Genomic DNA, 24,396 nt, shown 5'->3' with positions numbered 1-24,396 from the left:
CAAGATATGACCTAGAAGAAAGGAAGGTATACTATGGGACTGATCAAAGCAGGGATGGGCGCTGTAGGCGGCGTGCTGGCCGATCAATGGAAAGAGTTTTTCTACTGCCAGATGGCACCGGACATCCTGATGATGAAAGGCCAGAAACGGACCGGGAGCCGGAGCTCCAACCAGGGCGACGACAACATCATCAGCAACGGATCCCGGATCGCTGTGAACAACGGCCAGTGCATGATGATCGTGGAAAACGGCAAGGTGGTGGATCTGTGTGCAGAACCGGGGGAATACACCTACGACAAAAGCACTGAACCTTCCATCTTCACCGGGGATCTGAAAGACAATGTGAAGGACATCTTCAAACAGCTGGGGAAACGGTTCACCTTCGGCGGGGATACCGGTAAGGATCAGCGGGTATACTATTTCAATACCAAGGAACTGATCGGGAACAAATACGGGACCCCCAGCGAAATCCCCTTCAAGGTGAAGGATGATACCACTGGCCAGGTGCTGACTATCCGGCTCCGGTGCTTCGGAGAATACAGCTACCGGATCACGGACCCCATCCTGTTCTATACCCACGTGGCCGGGAACGATTTCGACGAATACCGCAGGGAAACACTGGACAGCCAGATGAAAAGCGAACTGCTCATGGCCCTGGCACCGGCTTTTGCTCAGCTCAGCGCTCAGCGGATCGACTACACGGAAATCATGGCCCATACCTTTGAACTGGCGGAAGCCCTCAACGATGTCCTGAGCAAAAAATGGCGGGATCTCCGGGGCATTGAAATCGTTTCCTTCGGAATCAGCAATATCAAAGCCAATGAAGCGGATGAAGAAAAGATCCAGAAGGTCCAGATGGGCATGACCATGGGCAGCGATCCCCGGATAGCCATGGGGGCCGTGGTGGATTCCAGCACCGATTCCATGAGGATAGCGGCAGGAAACCAGAACGCCGGAGCCGCCTTCGGGTTCATGGGCATGAATATGGCAGGGAATGCCGGGGCGAACATGTTCCAGGCCCTGGCAGGCCAGGCGGCGGCCCAGCAGCCGGCCCCACCGCCGGCAGGAGCACCACGTCAGCCCAATGGGTTTGCCCCAGGAGCGGCGGCTCCCAATGGCTGGGACTGCAGCTGCGGCCAGAAGGGCAATACCGGGAAGTTCTGCATGGCCTGCGGCGCCAAAAAGCCGGAACCGGCAGGGACCTGGGACTGCGCCTGCGGCTACAAAGGGAATACCGGGAAGTTCTGTATGGAATGTGGCGCTCCCAAGCCGAAAGCCCAGCCCCAGGGATGGACCTGTCCCGGCTGCGGCACGGTAAACCAGGGGAAATTCTGCATGAACTGCGGAGCCAAAAAACCGGAGGATGCGCCTTTGTACCGCTGTGACAAATGCGGCTGGCAGCCCCCCGATCCCCATCATCCCCCCAAATTCTGCCCGCAGTGCGGAGATCCTTTTGACGACAACGACAAGAGCTGAAACAGGAGGTGAGTGAAAATGACCGATACCTCTGTTGCCTACAAGTGTCCCAACTGCGGCGGGCCCCTGGAATTCCAGCCAGGGGCAAGCCAGGTGGTCTGCCCCTACTGCGATACCAAACTGGACGTGGCCCAGATGGAAGCTCTCTTTGCCCGGCAGCAGGAACGGGCGGCAGCCGCCCAGGAAGCAAAGGAAGAACGCTGGAATACGGAGATGGCCGGCAAGGAATGGAGCACGGAAGAAGCTTCCGTCCTGAAAGCCTTCACCTGTTCCGCCTGCGGTGCGGAAATCGTCTGTGACGAAAACACCCTGGCCACGGAATGCTGCTACTGCGGGAATCCCACCATGATGCCCAACCGTTTCAGCGGCATGCTGAAGCCGGATTACGTGATCCCCTTCACCAAGACCAAGGACGATGCGGTGGCGGCCCTGAAGGAATTCTACAAGGGCAAGCGCCTGCTGCCGGCGGCCTTTACGGCCAACAACCGGGTCCAGGACATCCAGCCCATGTACGTGCCCTTCTGGCTCTTCGATTCCAAAATCCATGCCAGTGCCGACTTCCAGGGGGAAGACGACAATGTAATGGAAACCAGCGATGAGATCATTACGGAAACCCGGGTGTTCCAGTGCATCCGCAGTGGCCGGATGAGTTTCCACAAGATTCCGGTGGACGGGTCCAGCAAAATGGACGATACCTATATGGAAAGCATCGAACCTTTCGATTATTCTCAGATGGTGCCCTTCAGCCCGGCTTATCTCACCGGTTTCCTGGCGGACAAATACGATGTGGATGCGGAAGCTTCTGTGCCCCGGGCTGATGAACGGGTGGAACGGTCCGCCGTAGGGGTGCTGGAAGAAACCGTCAAGGCCAGGGGCTATGACCGGACCATCCTCAAGGACAGCGTGGTCCGGAAGGATGAAGACCAGGTGGCCTATGCCCTGGCTCCGGTGTGGATCCTGACCACCCGGTATCAGGACAAACCCTACACCTTTATGATGAACGGACAGACCGGGAAGATGGTGGGGACACTGCCCTATGACAACCAGAAATCCCTGATGGTTATGGGGGCTGTGGCGGCCATCCTTACACCGGCGCTGTATTTTGTGGCAAAGATGTTCTTGACGTAAGGAGGTCATCATGAAGAAGTTACTGCGCATCCTGGCACTCCTGGTGCTTCTGGTGGGCATGGCGGTTCCCGGATCGGCAGCCTCTGCCCTGGTGCTGGATCAGGCAGATCTCCTGCGGCCCCAGGAAGAGAAAGCCCTCCAGCAGTCCCTGGAACAGGTGAACCAGAAATACCAGGTACGTCTGGCAGTGGTCACGGTAAAAAACACCGGAAACGTGAAAACCGGAGAGTTCGCCAATGGGATGCTGGACAAGATCAAAGACAGCAAGCTCAAGGGGAATATGGTGCTGCTCCTGTCCATGAAGGATCGGGACTGGTACATTTCCACCGACAACGGCATGCGGAAAATGATCACCGACAAAGCCGGTATCAAGGCCCTCAGCGGAAAATTCCTGCCGGCCCTGAAAAAGAACAACTATCCGAAAGCCTTCGGCCAGTATGCCAAAGGGGCGGATGAATTGTTGGCCTACTACCAGAAAGAAGGGAAGCCCTACGATCCTGCCAATGCTTTCAATCCTCTGGCCCTGGCCATTGCCGCTGCGGTGTCTCTGGGCATCGGGTTCCTGGTGCGCCGGGTGCTCATCGGGCAGATGAACAATGTGATGCCAGCCCTGGAAGCCGGGGTCTATCTGGACCGGGACAGCTTCCAGCTGGAAGAAAATTCAGATAACTATCTGTACATGACGGTCCATCGCAAGCCGAAGAAGAGCCGTGAAAGCTCCAAGGCCGACAGTACCGATGAGGATCATGGGGGCGGCGGCGGAAAGTTCTGAAAAGGAGGAGCCATGAAAGGAAAGGATGCCTGGAGGCCGCTGGTCTGCCTGTGCCTCATGGCTTTTCTCACCGGCCTGCCGGTCCTGGCCGGGGCTTCCGGCGGAGAAGGAATCTATGGCCGGGAACTGGACACCCTGTATGATATGATCCAGGGAGGCAGAGACCCTGACGCTTATGGAGAGGATCGGGAGGACCTGGTGGCAGTCTGGGAAGGGATCCGGGAACTGTCCCCGGCCCAGGGGCTGGAACAGGTGAAGTATCAGCTGTTGGACTGCAACGGGGACGGGGAGCCGGAACTGCTGACGGGCCAGGACGACCGGATCACCAATCTGTTCACCATCCGGGACGGCCGGCTCCACCGGGTGTTCAGCGGCCTGTACCGTAACGCCTGGTATCCCCTGGGAAAGGGACGGTTCCTGAACCAGGGGTCCGGGGGCACCGGACTTGCCATACTGGGAGAGTACCATCTGGACAGGGACGGAAATCTGGTGTGCGAAAACTGTTATTTCACCAACTGGGATCCTGTCAGGGAAAAAGAGGAAGTGTACTGGAACACCCTTGGCATTCCGGACAGAGCCCTGTCGGAGAAACAGGCCATGACACCGGGGCAGTTCCAGCAACTGCAAACAAACCTGATGGGCAAGGTGGAAAAAAAGTCCTGGCAGCCCCTGGCCCGTTGGGGCAAAGGGAGTGTGGAACTGTCCCTGACCCAGGACAGCGAGTTTGGCGAACCCATGCTGGCGGTGACTCCCAGAGAGAGATTGGAGGATGTGCACCTGCTCACCCTCCAGGTGGCGGAGGTCAGTGACAGCGGTCAGGTGACCTGGCAGGTGGAAAAGGATGAACCATTGGGGAACCTGGAACCGGGTACCCGGTACAACTACCCCATAAATCTGGAAGGGACGGCCCGGGCCACCGGCCTGTCCTATTACGACCGGAAGGGGTATCATCGGAAGATCCTCCAGATCAGCGGAAAAGACGGCAGCCTGGTGGTGCGGGAGGAATAGGGAGGTGACAGTTGATGAAACGGATCGGTAAATTATGGACGGACCTGATACGGGCTCTGCTGCTGTGTATGGTCCTGGTTCTGGGGTTGGCGGCCGGGGGTTTTGCTGCTCCCCGGAAAACCGTCCTGGTCCACAATGTACAGGAAATGATGGAGGCCCTGGATGACCATACGGAAATCATCCTGGCACCGGGCCGCTACAACCTGTCCACCTGGCTGGCCAGCACCGCTGCGGACCAGGTGATCCACAGATTCCCATGGAATCCCCTCAGCCCTCCAGGCCTGTATATGGCCTATGAGAACCTGGAGCTGGCCGGATTCCAGGATCTCACCATCCGGGGCCAGGATACGGAGACGATCACGGCAGAAATCGTAACAGAGGATCCCTATACTCCGGTGCTGCATTTCCGGAACTGTCAGAACTTCCGGCTGGCCCATCTCCGGGTCGGCCATTCCCTGCAGGCTGGCCGCTGCAGCGGAGCCGTACTGAAACTGGATCTGGTGCAGGACGCAAGGCTGGAAAATCTGGACCTGTACGGGTGCGGGACCTATGGGTATGAAGCCCTGGGCTGTGAAAGCGTTACCCTCCGGGACAGTGTGATCCGCAGCTGCACCTATGGCCTGATCAATGCCATAGAGTGTCGGGATATGAAGATCATCCAGACCCTGTTCAAAGACACCAGCACCAATCTCCCCCTTTTCGCCGTGGCCCAGTCCCAGTTGGAACTGATCGACTGTACCTTCAAGAATGTCCAGGGAAGGATCAATGATATGGACCTGACGGGAGGAACCGTGAGCCAGATGGTTGACAGGTAAAGAGAGCCGAAGAAGGGAGGGGGAACAATGGATGGATCCATTAAAAAACGTGCCGCCTGGGGGCTGCTCGTTCTGTTGTTGGGAGCGGCTCCGGCTCTGGCCTGTGAACGGGACCTTCCCCACAGACAGGAGTGGCCCGGCGGTGTCTCTGAACCCCGGCCCCTGGCCCCCGGTGCGCTCCGGCACCAGCTCCAGATCCTTCTGGCCAACCGGGACCAGTGGGACCGGGTCCCCCAATGGGACGGTCTGGTGAACATCGCCGTGCTGGATATGGACTGGAACGGGCAGCTGGAAATCCTGGTCAATGCCGAAGGAGAGGGCAGGGACCAGGGCTATGAGGTACAGCCAGAGACCGGGAAACTGAAGAAAATCCCCGAACAGCAGTTGTACAGATCCCTGAACAATCTCCTGAGAGCTCCGGCCTGGTTCACCATCATGCCGGAAAAGCGGCAGGACTGGCTGCAGAAAGACCCTGCCCACGTGATCCATATGCTGCGGGACAGCTATGAGAACTATGCGGGGCTCAAAGAAGGGTTTGGTTAAAAATACGCCGTTACGCTGGTCCCCAGGACCCACTCCCGGAAATCCCGGGTGAAGGGTCCTGTTTTTCTGTTCTGGAGCCGGAAGCCTTCCACCGCCCAGACCAGACCAGGAATCACCACATAGTCCAGCCGGGCGCCCCAGCCCCGGAACCCCTGGCGCTGGAAGAAGCCCGTATCTCCGTCCATGGTGTGGTAGAGGATGCTGGACTGGGGCTGGTGGTAGTACCGGAGCCAGGTTTCCCAGGTACCGCCTTTCCGTTCGTCCAGTTCCCCGTAGGTTACGGCAGCCACAAAACCGGCTTTTCGTTCCTGGTATCCATCCTGCCCGTGGGAGCCTTTGGACCCCAGCAGTTCCAGGTCGAACAGCCAACGGTCCCGGGGCTGGTATTCCAGCCGGGTGGTCCAGATCTGCTGCCGGTCGAACCCGGTGCCGCTGGAGCCCGGCTCCAGTCCCAGTCGCTGGAGGGCCGACAGGCTGGCAGGCAGGGACTGGCGGGTCCGGAAATCCAGGAAGGCGGACCGGAGGTTCAGCTTCCCCAGCTGTTTTTCGCCCTGGAGGTACCAGCCGGTTTTCCGGTGGAGGTTGTCGCTCCCGGTGGTCTGGCCGGCAAACAGGGTGAGCCGTCCGGCCGGGTCCGTTTTCTTTCCGAAGCTGGTACGGATCCCGTCCACCCGTTTGTCGATCACGTTCCCGTCCATGAGATACAGGTTGAACCGGCCCAGCTCTCATTTGGTATGGCCATTTTCGTGCTGGAGATAGGCCCGGGCCAGGGTGGGATGGTGGTCCTGGGTGTGGTCCTTGTCGTTCCGTTTGTCTTCGATCATGAATTTCAGCTGGGTGTCCCGGCTGGTGTGGATCACCGGGAACAGCCGCAGCCGCCGCTGGAGCAGGAATACATCCTGGTCCGTCCGGGGCCAGCGGCTTTTTTTCAGGTTGGCGGGGGTCCGGGCGGCAAACCGTCCCTTGCCGTAGAGATACCGATAGTCCCCGTGGAGTTCCAGCCAGGGGGTGTTCCGCTGTTCCTGTTTTTCCGGAGGATCGGCCTGGGAAGGGTCCACCGGGGCCCCTTCGCCCCGCATACCGGGCAGGGCCAGGCAGCAGAGCAAAAAGAACCAGAAAGGGGTCATCATGGGCCATCACCTGCTTTCTACTGGTTTTCTTTTTTCAGTATATCATATGGCGGGGCCCGGTGGGAAAACCAGTTTGCCGGGCTTCTCTTTCCTTTTCTTGTCTTCCTTGTTATAATGGAGAATGGTGAAAAAATGTTTGCCTTTGGCTTCTGGTCAGTCTGTTGAGAAGGGAGGGGATGGACGGTGGAATTCGAGAAAAAGACCCCGGAGGAAAAGGCCCGGACCTTCCAGCTGCTGCAGAAGCTGTATGCGGCGGAGCCCATCAGGCCCAAGGACCGGCCCCGGACTCAGCCTCTGCCGGAACCCCTTGCCCGGCTCCGGGCCATGCAGCAGGATGAGACTTCGTCCTACGAAACCACGGCCCAGCTGTTTGTGCGCCAGGGCAGAGCCCTGGAGGACTACGAGGACGATGCCGTCTACGACCTTCCGGTGCTCCATTACTATCCCACCTACCGGGTGCTTACGGACCCGGAGCTGCGGGGGTATTTCGGCTGGCGCACCCGGCTGCGCCACCATGACCTGGAGCGGACCTCCCTGACCTATGCCTTTCTCTATATCTATGAACTGCTGAACCAGATCGGCGTGAAGGATCCCATGGAGGGCTACCGGAAACTTTGTGCCTTTCACCAGGAATACCGGCTCCTGGATGCCCGGATCGATCCGTACCTGCACCAGTGGCTGCGGGATTATGTGCTGTATTACCAGCTGGATCCCGGACTGCTGCCCAGGTCGAAACGGATGGAACAGGACAGGGCCCTGCTGACCCTGCAGGACTGGCAGCAGGCCGATGATCAGGCCATTTTCGATGCCCTGGATCTCTTTTCCACCTACCGGCTGACCCGGTCCAGGCTATACAAGGTGGACCCGGAACGGACGGTCCATCTGTTTTCTCGGATCTATCGGGGGCTGCAGGTCTATTATGCCAGGCACCGGAAGAAAAAGACCTTCCTGGACGAATTCCTGGGCCATCCCACCTACGACTGGCTGGATCTGTTTGCCAACGCCGTATTCCTGAAACTGCCGGACAGGCGGCAGTTCACGGTGGAGGAGACGCCCCTTTGCATCTACAAGGACGATGAAGGGAACTGGACGCTGCGCCGGTTCAATTATGAGGCCAAATGCCTGAAGAAGCTGGGCAAGCTCATGAAGAGCCTCGACGGTCTCCTGCGGGAGGCCCTCCACGTGGCACCGGCGGTGCAGCAGCCCTTTTCCTATGTCTGGCTGACGAAACTGGTGGGCGATGTGGTGGCTGCCGACAACCGGGAACGGAAGGAACGGGAAGCCCGCCGGGTGGTGTTCCATCCGGAAGCCCTGGACAGGATCCGCCGGGAAGCGGCGGTGACCCGGGAGCGGCTGATGACCGAGGAGGAACGGCGGGAGGAGGCCCTGCCCGCGGAAAGCCTGCCGGGGGAACCCCGGACCGCGTCTCCGGGACAGGGGAAAACAGAACCCCTGGAAACGGAACCTCTGGAAGGGGCGCCCGACGTCCCCGGCTGGGCACCTGCCGCCCCGGAAACGGCACCTGCTCCCTCGGCTCCGGCTGCCGGGAAGAATCCCTGGAACCTGACGGAGGATGAACTCCACTACCTGCGGGATCTGCTTACAGGGGGGGATACCTCCTGGGTGGCGGCCAGGGGGCTGATGCCTTCGCTCCTGGTGGACGGGATCAATGAAAAATGCTACGGGGAGTTCGGGGATACGGTGCTGGAAGCCGGAGACCCGCCCTCGGTGATCGAAGATTATAAAGAGGATTTGAAAGGACAACTGGAACCATGACAGTGAAAATACCCAAACGGATTGCCCGGACCCTGATCAGTTCCCTGAAGGGCGGGGTGGTGCCCCGGATCGGGCTGCCCTATATTACGGTGGGACGGAAAAATGAAATCGATGCCCTGCTCCACGACGTGGAAGTCATCGCCGACGGCGGGGCTTCCTTCCGGTTCATCGTGGGCCGGTACGGCAGCGGCAAAAGCTTCCTGCTCCAGACCCTGCGCAATTATGTGATGGAACGGAATTTTGTGGTGGTGGACGGGGATCTGTCCCCGGAGCGGCGGCTGCAGGGAACAAAGGGCCAGGGCCTGGCCACCTACCGGGAGCTGGTGCGGAATATGGCCACGAAGACCCGGCCGGAAGGGGGCGCCCTGCCCCTGATCCTGGACCGGTGGATCAGCCAGGTCCAGCAGCAGGTCATGGAGGAGAAGGGTCTTTCTCTGACTGACGGCCGGCTGGATGGGCTGGTGGAACAGAAAATCGGCCAGGTCATCGATGCTCTGAACGAAATGGTCCACGGGTTTGACTTTGCCCGGCTGCTGACCCTGTATTACCAGAGCTATCGCCAGGGGGATGAATCCACCAAGGCCAGGGTGATCAAGTGGTTCCGGGGAGAGTACCACACCAAGACGGAAGCCCGGCAGGAACTGGGAGTGAATATCATCATCTCCGACGAGGACTGGTATGAATACCTGAAGATCTTTGCCCTGTTCCTGAAACAGGCCGGGTATGCCGGGCTGCTGGTGTGCATCGACGAGCTGGTGAACATCTACAAGATCCCTCACGCCATCACCCGGCAGTATAACTATGAAAAGATCCTGACCATGTACAACGATACCCTTCAGGGCAAGGCCCGTTACCTGGGCATCATCATGGGGGGCACGCCCCAGTGTATGGAAGATCCCCGGCGGGGGGTGTACAGCTACGAAGCCCTGCGGTCCCGGCTGGCGGAAGGTCATTTCGGCGGGGAACACAGAGACCTGCTGGCTCCGGTGATCCGGCTGCAGCCGCTGACCGGTGACGAAATGCTGATCCTGATCGAAAAACTGGCCCAGATCCACGGGGTGCTGTACGGATACGAACCCCATGTGACGGAACAGGACCTGGGGGATTTCATCCAGATCGAATTCAGCCGCATCGGGGCCGATTCCCACATCACGCCCCGGGAGGTGATCCGGGATTTCATCGAGGTGCTGGACATCCTGTACCAGCATCCGGAACTGAAGGTGGCGGAGCTGCTCCATTCCGAGGGGTTCCAGTATGCGAAGAATGAGGTGGAAAGCCAGGAGACGGCTCCTGAATTTGCGGAGTTCACGGTGTAGTTCCAAAGGAAGCGTGTGATGAGTATCTTTGACCAGTATGCACCTTTTGTGCAGGATTTCATTTACCGGCAGGGCTGGTCGGAACTGCGGCCCATCCAGGTGGCTGCGGGGGATGTGATCCTCCATACGGACCAGAACCTTCTTTTGACGGCCTCCACGGCTTCGGGCAAGACGGAGGCAGCGTTCTTTCCCATCCTGAGCCAGTTTGCCCAGGACCCGCCCAAAAGCGTGGGCTGCATTTACATCGGTCCCCTGAAGGCCCTGATCAACGACCAGTTCCAGCGGCTGCAGCCTCTGTGCCAGGAAGGGCACATCCCTGTGTGGCACTGGCACGGGGATGTGTCCCAGTCCCACAAGGCCAAGCTCATGCGCCATCCGTCGGGTATCCTGCAGATTACCCCGGAAAGCCTGGAGGCCCTGCTGCTGCACAAGCACATGGCCATTCCCAAACTGTTCGGGGATCTGCGGTTCGTGGTCATCGACGAGGTCCATTCTTTGCTGCGGGGGGACCGGGGCGGCCAGACCCTGTGCCTGATCCAGCGGCTTTCCCGGCTGGCAGGGGTGAATCCCCGGCGGATCGGCCTGTCGGCCACACTGGGGGATCCCCAGCGGGTGGGGGAGTTCCTGTCTCTTGGTACGGGCCGGAAGACCCTGATCCCCCAGGTGAAGGCCCCCGGTGCCAAATGGCGGCTTTCCATGGAGCACTTTTACGTGAAGGATGCCCAGGCCGGGGAGGACCGGACGGATATCAGGGGGCTTCCGGCCCTGGATCAGAAGACGGACACGGCACCGGTGCAGGCGGACCCGGGACTGGGCTACATCTTCGAGCATACCCGGGGCAAGAAATGCCTGGTGTTCGTCAATTCCCGAGAAGAATGTGAAGGGGTGACTACCAGCCTGCGCCAGTACTGCGAGCTGCGCCATGAACCGGATCGGTTCCTGATCCACCACGGTAATCTGTCGGCGGCGGTGCGGGAAACGGCGGAAGAACTGATGAAGGACGAAAGCAGGAACCTGACTACGGTGACCACTTCCACCCTGGAACTGGGCATCGACATCGGACGGCTGGAAAGGGCCTTCCAGATCGATGCGCCCTGGACCGTATCTTCCTTCCTCCAGCGCATGGGGCGGACCGGGCGCCGGGATCTGCCGCCGGAGATGTGGTTCGTGATCCGGGAGGATGAGCCGGAGATCCGGGCGCTGCTGCCTGCCACCATCCCCTGGAAACTGCTCCAGGGAATCGCCCTGATCCAGCTGTACCTGGAGGAAAAATGGGTGGAACCGCCCCGGCTGGACCGGCTGCCCTACAGCCTGTTGTACCACCAGACCATGAGCGTGCTGGCCAGCAACGGGGAACTGTCTCCGGCGGCCCTGGCAGACCGGGTGTTGCGGCTCAGCTATTTCCATCGGATCAGCCAGGAAGACTACAAGGTGCTGCTCCAGTACCTGATCGCGGAGGATCATATTGAACGGACGGAGCAGGGGGGCCTGATGGTGGGCCTTGCGGGGGAGCGGGTGATCAGCTCCTTCAAATTCTACGGGGTGTTCCAGGAAAACGAGGAATACACGGTGCGCTGCGATTCGGAAGAACTGGGCACCGTGGTGGCACCTCCTCCTCCCGGGGAGAAGATCGCCATTGCCGGCCATGTGTGGCGGGTGCTGGAGGTGGACCGGAAACGGCATGTGATCTACTGCGAAATGGTGAAGGGCAAAGTCCCGGCTTATTTCGGGGAATGCCCCGGGGATCTGCATACCCGGGTGCTGGAGCGCATGCGTAGGGTGCTGCAGGAGGACCGGAGCTATCCCTATCTGATGAAGAATGCAGTGGCCCGGCTGCAGCAGGCCCGGCACACGGCGGTGGCCTCGGGGGCAGCGGAAAAGCCCCTGATCCAGCTGGGAGGCAACATGTGGTGCCTCCTGCCCTGGCTGGGGACCTACGGCTTTTTGGCCATGGAACGGTTCCTGAACCTGAAATGCGCCCGGCGGCTGGGACTGAAGAAGCTGGATCCCTTCCGGCCCTTCTTTATGCAGTTCACCATGGACGCGGATGAAAAGACCTTTTACCGGGTGGTGAAGGAAGAAATCGAAAAGGACATCGATCCTCTGGACCTGGTGTATCCCCAGGAGGTGCCGGTGTTCGACAAATACGATGAATACCTGCCGGAGCAGCTGATCAGAAAAGGGTTCGCTCTGGGGGTCTTGAACCTGGATGACGTGCGGAAGCGGATCCGGGAATGGGGGAATGAAGGATGACGGAAGTTCAGAGCAGACGGCACGGCCTGGACATGCTCCACGGCTCCATTGCAGACAAACTGTTTCTTTTTGCCATGCCCATCGGGCTCATGGGGCTGTTCGAACAGCTGTTCAACAGCATGGATGTGTTCATCCTGGGCCATTTTGTGGGGAAGGACGCCATGGCTGCGGTGGGCAACAACATGCCCGTCATCGGCCTTTTGGTGACGCTGCTGATCGGGATCTCCCTGGGGGCCAATGTGGTAATTGCCCAGTATCTGGGGGCCAAAAAGCAGGACAAGGTGGAAGAGACGGTGCAGACCGCCATCTTTATGGCCATCGGGCTGGGGGTGCTGCTCAGCATCGTGGGGCAGCTGATCGCCCATCCGGCCCTGAAGATCCTGGATGTACCGGAGGAGGTCCACGACCTGGCGGCCACCTACCTGCGGATCTTCCTGCTGGGCATGCCCTTCCTGACCCTGTACAACTTCGAGGCGGCCATCTTCCGCAGCTGCGGAGACGGGAAAACCCCTCTCTACAGCCTGGTGGCGGCCAATATCCTGAACATCACCCTGGACCTGCTTTCGGTGACGGTGCTGGATCTGGGACTGACCGGGGTGGTCAGTGCCACGGTGCTGAGCTTTGCGGTGAACTCCCTGTTCCTGTTTGTGCTGCTGTGCCGCACGCCCCAGCCCGTCCGGCTCCAGCGGCACCATATGCGGTTCAGCCGGGTGGAGTTCCGGAACATCATCAAGATCGGGCTTCCGGCCGGCATCCAGGGCATGGTGTTCGCCGTGAGCAACGTGGTGATCCAGTCTTCCCTCAACAGCCTGGGAACCGCTGTGATGGCTGCTGCTGCGGCCGGGGTGATCATCGAGTTCAACATCTACTGCTTTGTGAACGGGTTCAGCCAGGCCACCACCACCTTTGTGGGACAGAACTACGGGGCCCGGAAACTGGACCGGTGCCTGCGCACCACCAAAGCGGCCTTCTGGGTGGAGGGACTGTTTCTTTTGTGCATCACCACGCCCATTGTGCTGTTCGGGCGGCAGATCATCAGCCTGTTCAATCCCGATCCGGAGGTCATCCGCCTGGGGGTGGAGCGGATCCATCTGGTTGCCACCACCCTGTACCTGAACGGGATGCTGGATATCCTGTCCGGGGCCCTGCGGGGGTACGGGTATGCGCTGCCTCCGGCCATTGTGGCCATCCTGGGCATCTGCGGCGTGCGGCTGGTGTACATCTTTACCGTGTTCGCCAAATACCGGGACTACCTGGTGCTGCTGCTGGCCTATCCCCTGAGCTGGTTCGTTGCCACGGTGGTGCTGGCCGTGGTGTACGTCCATTGCCGGAAATACATCGTCAGGAGCATGGAATGACAGTTGTCCTTCCCTGAAAGGGAAGGGGGACCGTCCGGATGGACGGTGGATGGGTTCCTGCACCGACCGTACGACCCTTGTTGTCCTTTCCTGAAAGGGAAGGGGGGCCGTCCGGATGGACGGTGGATGGGTTCACAGCCGAAGCAGAAGGACACTTGCTTCCTTCTGCTTTTTTTGTTACAATAGGAACGATCGAGGGGGAGCGCCCTGGATCGGTATTCATTTTCAGCGAGGGAGCCCGTGTGCCGGGTTGAGAGGGTACCACAGTACCGACCGTCAGAACTGGCTTCTGCCAGCTTTTTCAGCTGTGGTGGGTACGCACACAATGTTCATTGCCACTCTGAAGGGGCTGGTGCTACCGGTCCAAAAAGGAGTGGAATTTTTATTATGGAAAGCAAACAGCAAAAAGTCCTGCGTCTGGTGTTCCTGGCCATGATGATCGGCCTGGGTGTGGTCATTTCGCCCATCCTGCGGATCGAAGGCATGTGTCCCATGGCCCATCTGATCAACATCACCTGTTCGGTGATGCTGGGACCCTGGTATTCCCTGCTTTGTGCCACGCTGATCGGCATCATCCGGATGACCGTTATGGGCATTCCGCCCCTGGCCCTGACCGGGGCTGTGTTCGGGGCCGTCCTTTCCGGCCTGTTCTACCGGGCCAGCGGGGGCAAAATCATTGCCGCCTGCCTGGGTGAAGTGATCGGTACCGGCATCATCGGGGCCATGGTTTCCTATCCGGTGATGGAAATCCTCATGGGCCGCACCGGTCTGTCCTGGATGTTCTATGTGCCCAGCTTCATCGCCGGCACCCTGATCGGCGGGTCCATCGCCTTCTGCCTGCTGACCGTGCTCTCCAAAAACGGGACGCTGCTGGAATTCCAGAGAAAATTGGGAGTGAATGTATATGACCACGGAAGCAGAAGACAAGCTGGCCAGGGTGTTTACGGCCATCCTGTCCAGGGTGCGGGCAAATGAACCGCTGATCCACTGCATGACCCACGCCATCACCATGAATGACAGTGCCAATGCCATCCTGGCAGTGGGGGCCAGCCCCACCATGGCTTCTCACCCGAAAGAGGTGGAGGAGATCACAGGGGCGGCGGATTCCCTGGTGGTGAATTTGGGGAACATCAACGAAGAACGGCTGCAGGCCATGGCAATCGCCGGGGCGAAGGCCCATGCGATGGGACTGCCCATCCTGCTGGATGCGGTGGGGGCAGCCTGCAGCACCCTGCGGCTGGAATATGCCAAAGCGTTTATTGCAGCCAACCGGCCTCAGATCATCAAGGGGAACAGCTCGGAAATCCGGGCCCTGTGCGGCCTGCCCAGCCACGCCCACGGAGTGGACGCCGGGTCGGCGGATGCCATCAGGGGTACGGATCTGGCCGGGGCGGCGGAACCTTTTGCCGCCTACGCCCGGGAGCACGATACGGTGCTCCTGATTACCGGGGCCACGGATCTGGTCACCGACGGCAGGCGGACCCTCGGGGTGGCCAACGGGACGCCCCTGCTGGGCCGGCTCACAGGCACCGGCTGTATGGTAGGGGCCCTGGCAGGAACCTGGCACAGCAGCGGAGAGCCCTTTGCGGCCGCTGTTCTGGGCACGGTCTATATGGGCCTGGCCGGGGAAGTGGCAGCCCGGGGAAATCCGGGACCGGGGACCTTCCACGTGCACCTGCTGGATGCTCTGGGCAGCCTGACTCCGGACCAGGTGGTGCAGGGGATGAAGATCATCCAGGCCTGATGTCTGGACAGGGGCGGATCTGGATCAGATGGAATCTTGACAAGGGGGGCTTTTCGAAGCCTCCCTTTTGTGCTATACTATAAACAAACAAATGTTCATAAAACGAACAGAACGGGAGGGACAGGGAATGGAACAGCAGCGGATCTATGGAGCCATCGACCTGAAATCTTTCTATGCGTCGGTGGAATGTGTGGAACGGGGCCTGGACCCGCTGGATGCCTGTCTGGTGGTGGCCGATAAGAGCCGTACCGATAAGACCATCTGTCTGGCCGTTTCCCCGGCCCTGAAGGCCTGGGGAATCCCCGGCCGGCCCCGGCTGTTCCAGGTGATCCGCCAGGTGGAGGAGCTGAACGCCATGCGCCGCAGCCTGTGCCCCCGTAACCGGTTCACCGGCCGTTCCTTCCTGGCTTCTCGATTGAACCGGCAGCCTTCCCTGGAGCTGGACTACATCACCGCCGTGCCCCGGATGCGGCTCTATATGGAAACCAGCGCCCGGGTGTACCGCACCTACCTGCGGTACATGGCCCCGGAGGACATCCACGTGTATTCCATCGACGAAGTGCTGCTGGACCTGACACCCTACCTGAAAAGCTATGGCTGCAGCGCCCGCCAGCTGATCCGGGAGATGATCCGGGCGGTGTTGAAGGAGACGGGCATCACGGCTACTGCCGGCATCGGCACCAATTTGTACCTGTGCAAGGTGGCCATGGACATTGTGGCCAAGCATATGGAGCCCGACGGGGATGGGGTGCGGATCGCCTCTCTGACCGAGCAGAGGTACCGGGAGACCCTGTGGGACCACTGCCCCCTGACGGATTTCTGGCGGATCGGGCCGGGGATCACCCGCAAGCTCCAGCGCTATGGCATGTATACCCTGGGGGCTGTGGCCCGCATGTCCCTCCAGGACCCGGACCTGCTGTACCATCTGTTCGGGGTGAATGCGGAGCTGCTCATCGACCATGCCTGGGGCTGGGAACCCTGCACCCTGCAGGATATCAAGACCTACCGCCCCCGGAGCAGCAGCCTGGGGTCCGGGCAGGTGCTCCAGCATCCCTATCCGGCGGACAAGGCCCGGCTCATTGTGTGGGAGATGGCGGACCTTTTGGCCCTGGACCTGGTGAAGAAAAGCCGGGTGACGGACCAGCTGGTGCTGACCCTGGGGTATGACCGGAGCAACCTGGAGGACCCCTGGCGTCGGCGGTCGTACCGGGGCCGGGTGGTGCAGGACCATTACGGACGGCCGGTCCCCGTCCATGGCCATGGGTCTCTGAACCTGCCGGGCGGGTATACTGCCTCCGGAACGGCCATCCGGCAGGCGGCCCTGGACCTGTTCGACCGGGTGTGCAATCCCCTGCTGCTGGTGCGGAAGGTGACCCTGACCGCCGAACATGTGGTGCCGCCGGAAGCCGTGCCAGTCCGGGGCCGGGAGGCGGACCTGTTCGCCGGGATGGCGGAGCAGGGAAAGGAGGACCAGGAGGACAGCCTGCAGCAGACCATCCTGGACATCCAGGCCCGGTACGGGAAGAACGCCCTGCTGCGGGGCAGCAACTTGCTCCAGGGGGCCATGACCCGGGAACGGAACGGACAGGTAGGGGGGCATCGGGCGTGAACGGGGAAAAAGACTTGGTGGGGCTGCCCCATCCGAAGACGCTGCCCCGGCCCCGGATGCCCAGGAAGCAAAGGGCTGCCCAGTTTGCCCCCTTTGCGGCCCTGGTGGGGTATGAGGAACTGGTGGCGGCCACGGATCAGCAGGTGGAGGAAGCCGTGGAAACAGCCCATCGCTACACCGGGGATCCTGCAGTGAATCACGAAGTTGCGGAGAAATTGCAGATGATGACGGTGGGGGGTTCCCAAAAAGAGGATTTCCGGTATAATGGACCTGGGGTCGATCAGCAAAGGAAAAAACAGCAAGGAGGTAGCGGCATGGCAGGAAAAGGAGATTCTGATTTCAGCTATGAGCTGGTGGAGGAACTGGGCGTGCTGTCCACCAGCAAGAAAGGGTGGACCAAAGAGATTAACCGGGTGTCCTACAACGGGATGAAACCGAAGTTCGACCTGCGGGAATGGGCTCCGGAGCACGAAAAAATGAGCAAAGGCATCACCCTGAGCGAAGAAGAGGCCAGGGACCTGTGCAAAATCCTGTTCCAGTATTTTAAGAATCGGGGCTGAAAAAGAAGCAAAGGGGGTACCGCAAACGCAGGCGGTACCCCCCTTTTGCTGGAGGAATCCGCAGAAAACAGAACCCGCCACCACGGCGCGGGCAAAGAAGAGGGATAGAAGAACCCACCACCATTGCGCCGGGGCGCAACGGTCCCCCGCCCTTGAAAAGGGCGGATACCCGTGGACCGGAGTGCCGGGTTTCGAGATGGAGGATCGACAAGCAACGCCAGCCAAATGACCACAACTATATCCGCCCTTTCTAAGGGCGGGGGACCAGCCGGAAGGCTGGTGGTGGGTTCTTCATCCCAATCTACAACAAAGGAGACTCTGCACCATGTACCATGAAACCTCGACCGATCGCCGCCTGAAGCACTATGCCCGGACCATGCGCCGGCACATGACGCCGGAAGAACGCCATTTGTGGTTCCAGTTCCTGCAGTCCTATCCGGTCCGTTTCCTGCGGCAGAAAATCCTTGCCGGGTACATTGTGGATTTTTACTGTGCCCGGGCCCGGCTGATTGTAGAAATCGACGGCGGCCAGCACTATGCTCCCGAGGCCCGGCAGTACGACAGCATCCGGACAAGGGAACTGAGCCGGTACGGTTTTAAAGTACTGCGATTCACCAATCGGGACATCTGGAGGAATTTTGATGGGGTCATGTATGTGATCGATAAGGAAGTAAAACTGAGGATGGAAGAGGGGGAGAAGAACCCACCACCATTGCGCCAGGGCGCAACGGTCCCCCGCCCTTGAAAAGGGCGGATACCCGTGGACCGGGGTGCCGGGTTTCGAGATGGGGGATCGACAAGCAACGCCAGCCAAATAAAACAACTATATCCGCCTTCAATGCGCCAGGGCGGAGGACAGGGATAAAACCCACCACCATTGCGCCCGGGCGCAACGGTCCCCCGCCCTTGAAAAGGGCGGATACCTGTGGGACGGAGTGTCGGGTTCCGAGATGGAGGATCGACCAGCAACGTTACCCATTCGACAACAAGGTTATCCGCCCTTTCTAAGGGCGGGGGACCAGCCGGAGGCTGGTGGTGGGTTCCGCATCGGGCCTGGTGGGTTCCGCATCGGGCCTGGTGGGTTCCGCATCGGGCCTGGCGGGTTCCACCCTGCTGGCGCCTCCATCTTCTCCCTTTCCCTGCAAAATGGTATAATAAAAACACCATTTCAGCTTTTCTAAGGAGGGGATCCTTTGATGCTTTCTCGTATCCATTCTTTTTTTCTGGGCATCTGGGAGCGGAACCAGCGGTTCAAACCGGCTCTGATCGCCACCTGGGGCATTGCCCTGGCCTGGTTTTTTGTGCTGGTGTCCGGCAACCTTTCCTGGCTGCTCCAGAAGAACAACTTTTCTTCGGCCCTTTTGGCCGCGGGTGTCGTCGCCCTTGTTTCCGTTCCCTGGCGCCTGTACAACGAACGGTACGGCCGGGTGGAACTGCGTCGGGACGCGGCCTGCTTCCTGTTTTTTCTGCTTTTGTGGCGTTTTTTGGAGCGACTTCCCGGTACCGGCTTTTCCCAGTATGTGCTGCTGGTGCTGGTCGGCCTGCTGCCTCTTTGCCTGGAACTCAGCCTGTTTTTCTGTGACAGCCGGGAAGGCAAACCCCAGCTGTTTGGCCATTTTGTGGTGGCGGGTGTGAAGACCTTGCTGCTGGCGTCCGTGGTGAACTGTATGCTGGGTCTGTGCTACACCAGCGTCAGCTTGCTGCTGTATCCCCTGGACCTGCCCTGGATGCTGTGGATTTCTTATCTTTCCTTTGGCGTGGCGGGGTTCCAGTATTTCATCTCCTGCATCCCCAAAGCTGACGACCCGGTCTCCGTGCCGCCGCTCTATACCACTCTCTGGAAACGGATCCTGCTGCCCTGCGCCATATTCCTGCTGCTGGTGGTCTACCAGTATCTGGTACGCAGCCTGTGGCAGAAGAGCCTGCCCGTGGGGCTCATGAACCCCTTCGGCCTGTTCCTGATGGCGGTGTACGCCCTGCTGTACTTCTCCTTCTGGAAGGGGGAACCGGCCTGGCAGAAAAAAGCCCTGCACTGGGGCGCCCTGCTGCTGATCCCGGTGCTCATCGGCCAGTTTGCCGGCCTGTACATCCGGCTTTCCGCCTACAGCCTGACCTCTCTGCGGTACCTGTCCCTGTGCTGTACGGGATTCGGAATCTGCACCCTGGTGTGTGGCTTCTTCCGGTGGAAACCCCGGAAACTGTACCTTTTGAGTAGCCTGCTGACTCTGGTACTGATCCTGACGCCGCTCAATCTCATCGACCTGCCCGCCTGGTTCCAGGCCCGGCGGCTGGATGGGGTGCTGGAGCGGAACCAGCTGGTACAGGGAGATCAGCTGGCCAGCGGGCGGAATCTATCGCCGGAAGACAGTAAACTCCTCCGCAGCAGCTTTGCTTACCTGTCCCATAGTCCGGGCAGCTGGCGATATCCCAATGTGGAACGGATCCGGCAGCAGCTGGACTTTCTGGCCACGCTGCCTCGGGAACCTGTCCAGACCGTACGGGGCAATAACCTGCATTATCGGACTGAACGGCTGAATATCCCTGTGGCCGGATATAGTACCGCAAGCCTGGAACGCGGTTTTGCCATCCGGGCAGGGAAACTGCAGTACGGGCTGCCCAGTCAGACGGAACAGACCTGGGATGTGTCCCGGCAGCTGAAGAAATTGACTGAGAAATACCCTTCCGGCGGCGCCGTTCCTCCGGAGGCCCTGGAATTCCAGCTGGACGGCCAGCACAAGCTGATACTCTTCTCTCTGAGTGGAGACCGAGCAGGATTCCAGGCCCAGCCGGGTAAACAAATCAATGGCAGAGGAACCCTGCTGACAAAATAAAGAAAGAAGGCATCCTCCTCTATGACCAAGAACCAGAAGGCCATTTTCTGCATGCTGCTGGCAGGGGTCCTGTTCAGCCTGACGGAAGTGGCTATGAAAAAGATCAATGCGGATCTGAACGGGGTCCAGGTGAACGCCACTCGATACTTTCTGTGTGGACTGTTTTTGATGCCCTGGAGCCGGGCCCGGCTGAAGGCCATGGATACACACATCCATGCAGCCCAGATGAAGCTGTGTGCCCTGCTGGCCTTTTCCGGCATTACCATCGTAGGCCCCCTGTACCAGATGGCTTCAGCCACTCTGGGGGCAGCCAACACCGGCGTCATCTTTTCCAGTACGCCTCTGTTCATCATCATGCTGGCGGCCCTGCTGCTCCATACGCCTGTTACCCGGCGGGAGGGAATTGCTCTGGCGTTGCAGGTGCTGGCCATTGCCATTCTGGTGGATCCCTTCCATATGACCATGGATCCGGTGGGAGTGGCAGCCCTGTTGTTGTGCGTGGTCTGCTACAGCCTGTACGCCGTGGGCGGCAAGAAGCTGATAACGGATCTGGGCAGCATCACGGTGACTGCCTGGTCCTTTTTCTGGGGTGGTGTCCAGCTGCTGCTGGTGGCCGGCCTGTCCCACATCCCGGCTGTGTCCCAATGGCTGATGGCCCACGGCTTTGCCAATTACGCCTGTGTTCCTCTCTTCACCGGCTACACCTGGGAAAATCTGCCCTGGGTCCTGGTTCTGTACATCGGCATTACCCTGGTGGCCTTCCTGAGCTGGTTCCTGGCCATCGAATGGGGTGGTGTGGCCCTGGGCAGCCTGACCTATTTCATCAAGCCGGCCCTGAGCCCGGTGTTTGCCCTGCTCTTCGTAGGGGAACCCATCACGACGAAAATGATGATCGGCATGGTGCTCATGATCAGCGGGGCGTTTGTGGCACTCAAAAAATCATAAAGTCTCCAGGCACCAGTCTCTAGCCGATGGAGCAAATTCGCCGGGGGCAAATTTGTTTGAACGATGAACTATGAACGATGAACTACGAACCTGATAAACTGAAAGCGAGCGTGTAGAATATGAAAGAAATCAACGATGCATTGCTGCAGTCCTTCCGTGCCAAAGTGGCAGCGGACCCCAGTGTTTCTGTTTTGAACGGGGCCCTGGCCAAGACGGATCTGGCCGACCTTTCCTTTGTGCCCATGCAGGCTGCTCTTCATGACGGTCCCTTTGCGGTGGAAGTAAAGACTCGGGGCATTACGGCCCAGAAACAGTCCGGCCGGTGCTGGCTGTTCGCCGCCTTGAACATCCTGCGGGAAAAGGTGGCGGAGACCTGTAACCTGGACGAAAAATTCGAGCTGTCCCAGAACTACCTGAGCTTCTACGATAAACTGGAAAAAGCCAACAACTTCCTGGAAATGGTCATCGAACAGGCGAAAGAGCCGGTAAAGGGCCAGAGCATGCAGTATGTGCTGCGGGGCATGGTGGACGGTGGCTACTGGTGTGAGGCGGCCCATCTGGTGGAAAAATACGGGGTGGTGCCCAAAAGTGCCCAGCCGGAATCCTTCCAGTCGGAACATACAGCCCGGTTCCTGGCCACGCTGAATCGCCTGCTGCGGAAGGATGCCAAAGAACTGCGGGACCTGGTACTGGCCGGTCAGGATCCCTATCCCCGCAAGGAAGCCATGCTGGCGGAAGTGTACAAGGCGCAGTGCATCGCCTTCGGTACGCCCGTGGACCATTTCGACTTTGCCTGGCGGGACAAGGACAAGAAGTACCACTGCCACCGGAACCTGACGCCGAAGGAATTTTACGACAAGTATGTGGGTATTTCCCTGGCCGATTTCCAGCCGGTGATCAACGAACCCACTCCGGATAAGGAAATGGACCGGCTCATCGCCTTCCATGCGGTGGAGAACATGGTGGGGAAGGATATGCTGGCTCTGAACCTGTCCCAAAAGGCGCTGGAGGACCTTTGCGTGAAACAGCTGAAGGCCGGCCAGCCCGTGTGGTTCGCCTGTGATGCCGGTGCTTACGGGGCCCGGAAAGAGGGCATCTGGGATCCGGCCAGCGTGCAGGTGGAACAGCTCCTGGGTGGGTTCGACACCACCATGGCAAAGGGCGATCGGCTGTGGTACGGCGCCAGCTCGGCCACCCATGCCATGCTGCTCACCGGCGTGGACTTTGACGCCGAAGGCAACCCCACCCGCTGGAAAATCGAAAACTCCTGGGGCAAGGATGTGGGCAGGGACGGTTATTTCGTCTGCTCGGAAGCCTATTTCAAAGAATTCGTGTACGAAGCCGTCATCCACAAAGATTACTTCACCCCGGAACAGCTGGAAATGCTGAAGAAAAAGCCCCAGTACATCAATGCCTGGGACGAGGACGTGTGATCTTCACCCGGTTTTCATCCAAAGCTGATACAGTGGAGCTGCAGAAGGGCGTCTCCTTCCTGCAGAAAAGGAGCTGATACCATGGATCTGATGAAACGCTGCCGGGTGCTGTTATTGGCAGGCTACCTGGCCCTAACGGGTGCGGTGCCGGCCCTGGCCGATTACACCTCCTGGCAGGATCCCCAATATGATTTCAGCAAAGTCAGGACCGTTTATATGGCCCAGATGGATATGAGCGGCTATGGGCTGCAGAATCTGGCCAAAAAGCAGAAGATGGTGGACCATTTCAACACCAGGGCAGCCAAAACGAAGCTGAAGAAGGCCAAACTGGTGGTGGAGCCGGTGAGCCAGCCCCGGGCCCTGCTGCCCGGGGAAAAGCCGGCAGTCCCGGAGAAGGGGACGGAAACGGCCCGGCAGCAGGCCCTGGAAAAACAGCTGGAGCCCAGTAAGATAAATGACGCCACCCAGGTGACCATCCCCCAGGCGGCCCTGGACGCCAAAGCGGATCTGTACATCCTGCCCCGGATGGACTATTGTGCCGTGAGCAGTTATCTGGTGCCGGCCCATACGGAATGGAGAACGGATGAGATCCCGGAAAGCTGGCGGGATGACGATGGCCACTGGCACACCTTTTACCGGACGGTCACCTATCCGGAATATTATCCGGATTCCTACGTGCCCTATACGGCGGTAAGCGTCCAGTTCCAGTGGTTTGACACGAAAACCGGAAAGCTGGTGGCTTCCAGCCAGGACGCCCGGGCCCGGGGCAGCGAGAACAACCCCATGGATATCTACGACCGGATCCTGGACCGGTTCTTCAAGAACATGAAGACAACATTGAATAAGTGATCAGAGGGTGTGAAAAAATTGTTTTCACACCTCCTGTCACTAGTCTCTAGTCACTAGTCATCAGCCGTTGGAAGCCAGCTGCGCTGGCAGGAATAGAGGAGCTGTGAACGATTGTTTCACAGCTCCTTTCCTCTGTAGAAAAAGCTGTATTTCAAGTCAGAGCTGTGCTATAATATGGATAATAATTATTATTTAGAAAGCAGGTGGATCCTATGGCCTTTCCTTTGTACTGCATCACGAACCGGAAATTATACAATCGGCCTTTGCTGGAAGCTCTGGAATCCATCCTGCGGAGGCACCCGGCGGGGCTGATCCTGCGGGAAAAGGATCTGACGGAAGCAGCGTACCGGAAACTGGCCATCCAGGTGCTGGCCCTGTGCCGGCGCCATGGGGTGCCCTGCTGGCTCCACACCTTTGCGGGAGTGGCGCGGGAACTGCAGCCGGAGGGGCTCCACCTGCCCCTGCCTGTGCTGCGCAACCTGGGACCGGCAGAACGGCAGGGGCTGCCCAAACAGATTGGAGCCAGCTGTCACAGCCTGGACGATATCCTGGAAGCCGCAGAGCTGGGGGCCACCTGCTGCACCTTCAGCCCGGTGTATCCCAGCCAGTGCAAGCCGGGGGTACCGCCCAAGGGGCTGGTATTGTTGCAGCAGGTGTGTCAGGAAAGCCCCATCCCGGTCTACGCCCTGGGCGGCGTGACACCGGAGCGGGCAGCAGAATTGAAAGCTGCCGGGGCAGCCGGCGGAGTAATGATGAGCGGGTGGCTGAAGGGGGAAGGGGGGAAGAACCCACCACCATCTCCTGCGGAGATGGTCCCCCGCCCTTAAAAGGGCGGATAATCGCAGAATGG

Annotated in this window: 22 protein-coding genes; 20 read left to right on the top strand and 2 right to left on the bottom strand. The window is 59.5% G+C overall.

The annotated features are described in order from the left end of the window. Positions 1–33 precede the first annotated feature (33 nt). The 6 genes from BQ5462_RS08025 to BQ5462_RS08000 are packed head-to-tail and all read left to right on the top strand — an operon-like array spanning position 34 to position 5,742. The gene (locus tag BQ5462_RS08025; RefSeq protein WP_071142823.1) at positions 34–1,476 is read left to right on the top strand and encodes an SPFH domain-containing protein; all 1,443 of its coding nucleotides are present in this window, start codon (positions 34–36) and stop codon (positions 1,474–1,476) included. A gap of 18 nt (positions 1,477–1,494) precedes the next feature. Beyond that, the gene (locus tag BQ5462_RS08020) at positions 1,495–2,604 is read left to right on the top strand and encodes a TFIIB-type zinc ribbon-containing protein (protein ID WP_071142822.1); all 1,110 of its coding nucleotides are present in this window, start codon (positions 1,495–1,497) and stop codon (positions 2,602–2,604) included. 10 nt (positions 2,605–2,614) lie between these two features. Beyond that, positions 2,615–3,376: a TPM domain-containing protein gene (locus tag BQ5462_RS08015; RefSeq protein ID WP_071142821.1), complete on the top strand. Its 762-nt coding sequence runs from the start codon at positions 2,615–2,617 to the stop codon at positions 3,374–3,376. Between the two features lie 12 nt (positions 3,377–3,388). Next, positions 3,389–4,384: a hypothetical protein gene (locus BQ5462_RS08010; protein WP_071142820.1), complete on the top strand. Its 996-nt coding sequence runs from the start codon at positions 3,389–3,391 to the stop codon at positions 4,382–4,384. Between the two features lie 14 nt (positions 4,385–4,398). Continuing rightward, the gene (locus tag BQ5462_RS08005) at positions 4,399–5,199 is read left to right on the top strand and encodes a hypothetical protein (RefSeq protein ID WP_071142819.1); all 801 of its coding nucleotides are present in this window, start codon (positions 4,399–4,401) and stop codon (positions 5,197–5,199) included. 27 nt (positions 5,200–5,226) lie between these two features. Next, positions 5,227–5,742 (top strand): hypothetical protein, encoded by a 516-nt coding sequence (locus BQ5462_RS08000; protein WP_071142818.1) that lies wholly within the window; start codon positions 5,227–5,229, stop codon positions 5,740–5,742. Here BQ5462_RS08000 and BQ5462_RS07995 read toward each other — a convergent pair. Together BQ5462_RS07995 and BQ5462_RS07990 are read right to left on the bottom strand one after the other, a co-directional pair. Further along, complete coding sequence (locus BQ5462_RS07995; protein WP_143038040.1) at positions 5,739–6,428, bottom strand: hypothetical protein; 690 nt, start codon at positions 6,426–6,428, stop codon at positions 5,739–5,741. The two genes, BQ5462_RS08000 and BQ5462_RS07995, sit on opposite strands and share 4 nt — an antisense overlap. A 39-nt stretch (positions 6,429–6,467) precedes the next feature. Continuing rightward, on the bottom strand, positions 6,468–6,872 hold the full coding sequence (locus BQ5462_RS07990; RefSeq protein WP_071142816.1) for a hypothetical protein: 405 nt from the start codon (positions 6,870–6,872) through the stop codon (positions 6,468–6,470). 183 nt (positions 6,873–7,055) lie between these two features. Between BQ5462_RS07990 and BQ5462_RS07985 the strand changes: the two genes are divergently transcribed. The 14 genes from BQ5462_RS07985 (at position 7,056) to BQ5462_RS07920 (ending at position 24,373) form a co-directional block, all read left to right on the top strand. Beyond that, complete coding sequence (locus tag BQ5462_RS07985) at positions 7,056–8,648, top strand: TerB N-terminal domain-containing protein (protein WP_071142815.1); 1,593 nt, start codon at positions 7,056–7,058, stop codon at positions 8,646–8,648. After that, positions 8,645–9,964: an ATP-binding protein gene (locus BQ5462_RS07980; RefSeq protein ID WP_071142814.1), complete on the top strand. Its 1,320-nt coding sequence runs from the start codon at positions 8,645–8,647 to the stop codon at positions 9,962–9,964. The genes BQ5462_RS07985 and BQ5462_RS07980 overlap by 4 nt, the downstream gene beginning before the upstream one ends. A gap of 18 nt (positions 9,965–9,982) precedes the next feature. Then, entirely contained in the window at positions 9,983–12,217 is a 2,235-nt protein-coding gene (locus BQ5462_RS07975) for a DEAD/DEAH box helicase (protein WP_071142813.1), read from the top strand. Then, positions 12,214–13,575 carry an MATE family efflux transporter gene (locus BQ5462_RS07970; RefSeq protein ID WP_071142812.1) on the top strand — a complete coding sequence of 454 codons (1,362 nt, stop codon included), beginning with the start codon at positions 12,214–12,216 and terminating at the stop codon, positions 13,573–13,575. The genes BQ5462_RS07975 and BQ5462_RS07970 overlap by 4 nt, the downstream gene beginning before the upstream one ends. 387 nt (positions 13,576–13,962) lie before the next feature. After that, positions 13,963–14,550, top strand: coding sequence for an energy coupling factor transporter S component ThiW (gene thiW, locus BQ5462_RS07965; RefSeq protein WP_071142811.1), 588 nt, complete (start codon positions 13,963–13,965; stop codon positions 14,548–14,550). After that, positions 14,480–15,319 carry a hydroxyethylthiazole kinase gene (gene thiM, locus BQ5462_RS07960; protein ID WP_071142810.1) on the top strand — a complete coding sequence of 280 codons (840 nt, stop codon included), beginning with the start codon at positions 14,480–14,482 and terminating at the stop codon, positions 15,317–15,319. The genes thiW and thiM overlap by 71 nt, the downstream gene beginning before the upstream one ends. 127 nt (positions 15,320–15,446) lie before the next feature. Further along, positions 15,447–16,928, top strand: coding sequence for a Y-family DNA polymerase (locus tag BQ5462_RS07955; protein WP_071142809.1), 1,482 nt, complete (start codon positions 15,447–15,449; stop codon positions 16,926–16,928). A 314-nt stretch (positions 16,929–17,242) separates the two neighbouring features. Beyond that, positions 17,243–17,488, top strand: a complete 246-nt coding sequence (locus BQ5462_RS07950; protein WP_071143354.1) for a YdbC family protein — start codon at positions 17,243–17,245, stop codon at positions 17,486–17,488. A 325-nt stretch (positions 17,489–17,813) separates the two neighbouring features. Beyond that, the gene (locus BQ5462_RS07945) at positions 17,814–18,233 is read left to right on the top strand and encodes an endonuclease domain-containing protein (RefSeq protein ID WP_071142808.1); all 420 of its coding nucleotides are present in this window, start codon (positions 17,814–17,816) and stop codon (positions 18,231–18,233) included. A 451-nt stretch (positions 18,234–18,684) separates the two neighbouring features. Next, the gene (locus tag BQ5462_RS07940; protein WP_071142807.1) at positions 18,685–20,319 is read left to right on the top strand and encodes a DUF4153 domain-containing protein; all 1,635 of its coding nucleotides are present in this window, start codon (positions 18,685–18,687) and stop codon (positions 20,317–20,319) included. 21 nt (positions 20,320–20,340) lie between these two features. Further along, positions 20,341–21,264, top strand: a complete 924-nt coding sequence (locus BQ5462_RS07935) for a DMT family transporter (RefSeq protein WP_071142806.1) — start codon at positions 20,341–20,343, stop codon at positions 21,262–21,264. Between the two features lie 119 nt (positions 21,265–21,383). Next, positions 21,384–22,697 (top strand): C1 family peptidase, encoded by a 1,314-nt coding sequence (locus BQ5462_RS07930; RefSeq protein WP_071142805.1) that lies wholly within the window; start codon positions 21,384–21,386, stop codon positions 22,695–22,697. A gap of 81 nt (positions 22,698–22,778) precedes the next feature. Beyond that, positions 22,779–23,546: a hypothetical protein gene (locus BQ5462_RS07925; protein WP_071142804.1), complete on the top strand. Its 768-nt coding sequence runs from the start codon at positions 22,779–22,781 to the stop codon at positions 23,544–23,546. Between the two features lie 212 nt (positions 23,547–23,758). Continuing rightward, positions 23,759–24,373 (top strand): thiamine phosphate synthase, encoded by a 615-nt coding sequence (locus BQ5462_RS07920; protein ID WP_071142803.1) that lies wholly within the window; start codon positions 23,759–23,761, stop codon positions 24,371–24,373. Positions 24,374–24,396: the final 23 nt, after the last annotated feature.

Origin of the sequence: Acidaminococcus timonensis (assembly GCF_900106585.1) — a bacterium.
Lineage (GTDB): Bacteria > Bacillota > Negativicutes > Acidaminococcales > Acidaminococcaceae > Acidaminococcus > Acidaminococcus timonensis.
Note: the sequence above shows the minus strand (reverse complement) of the source record. Positions and strands in the feature narration are given on the sequence as shown.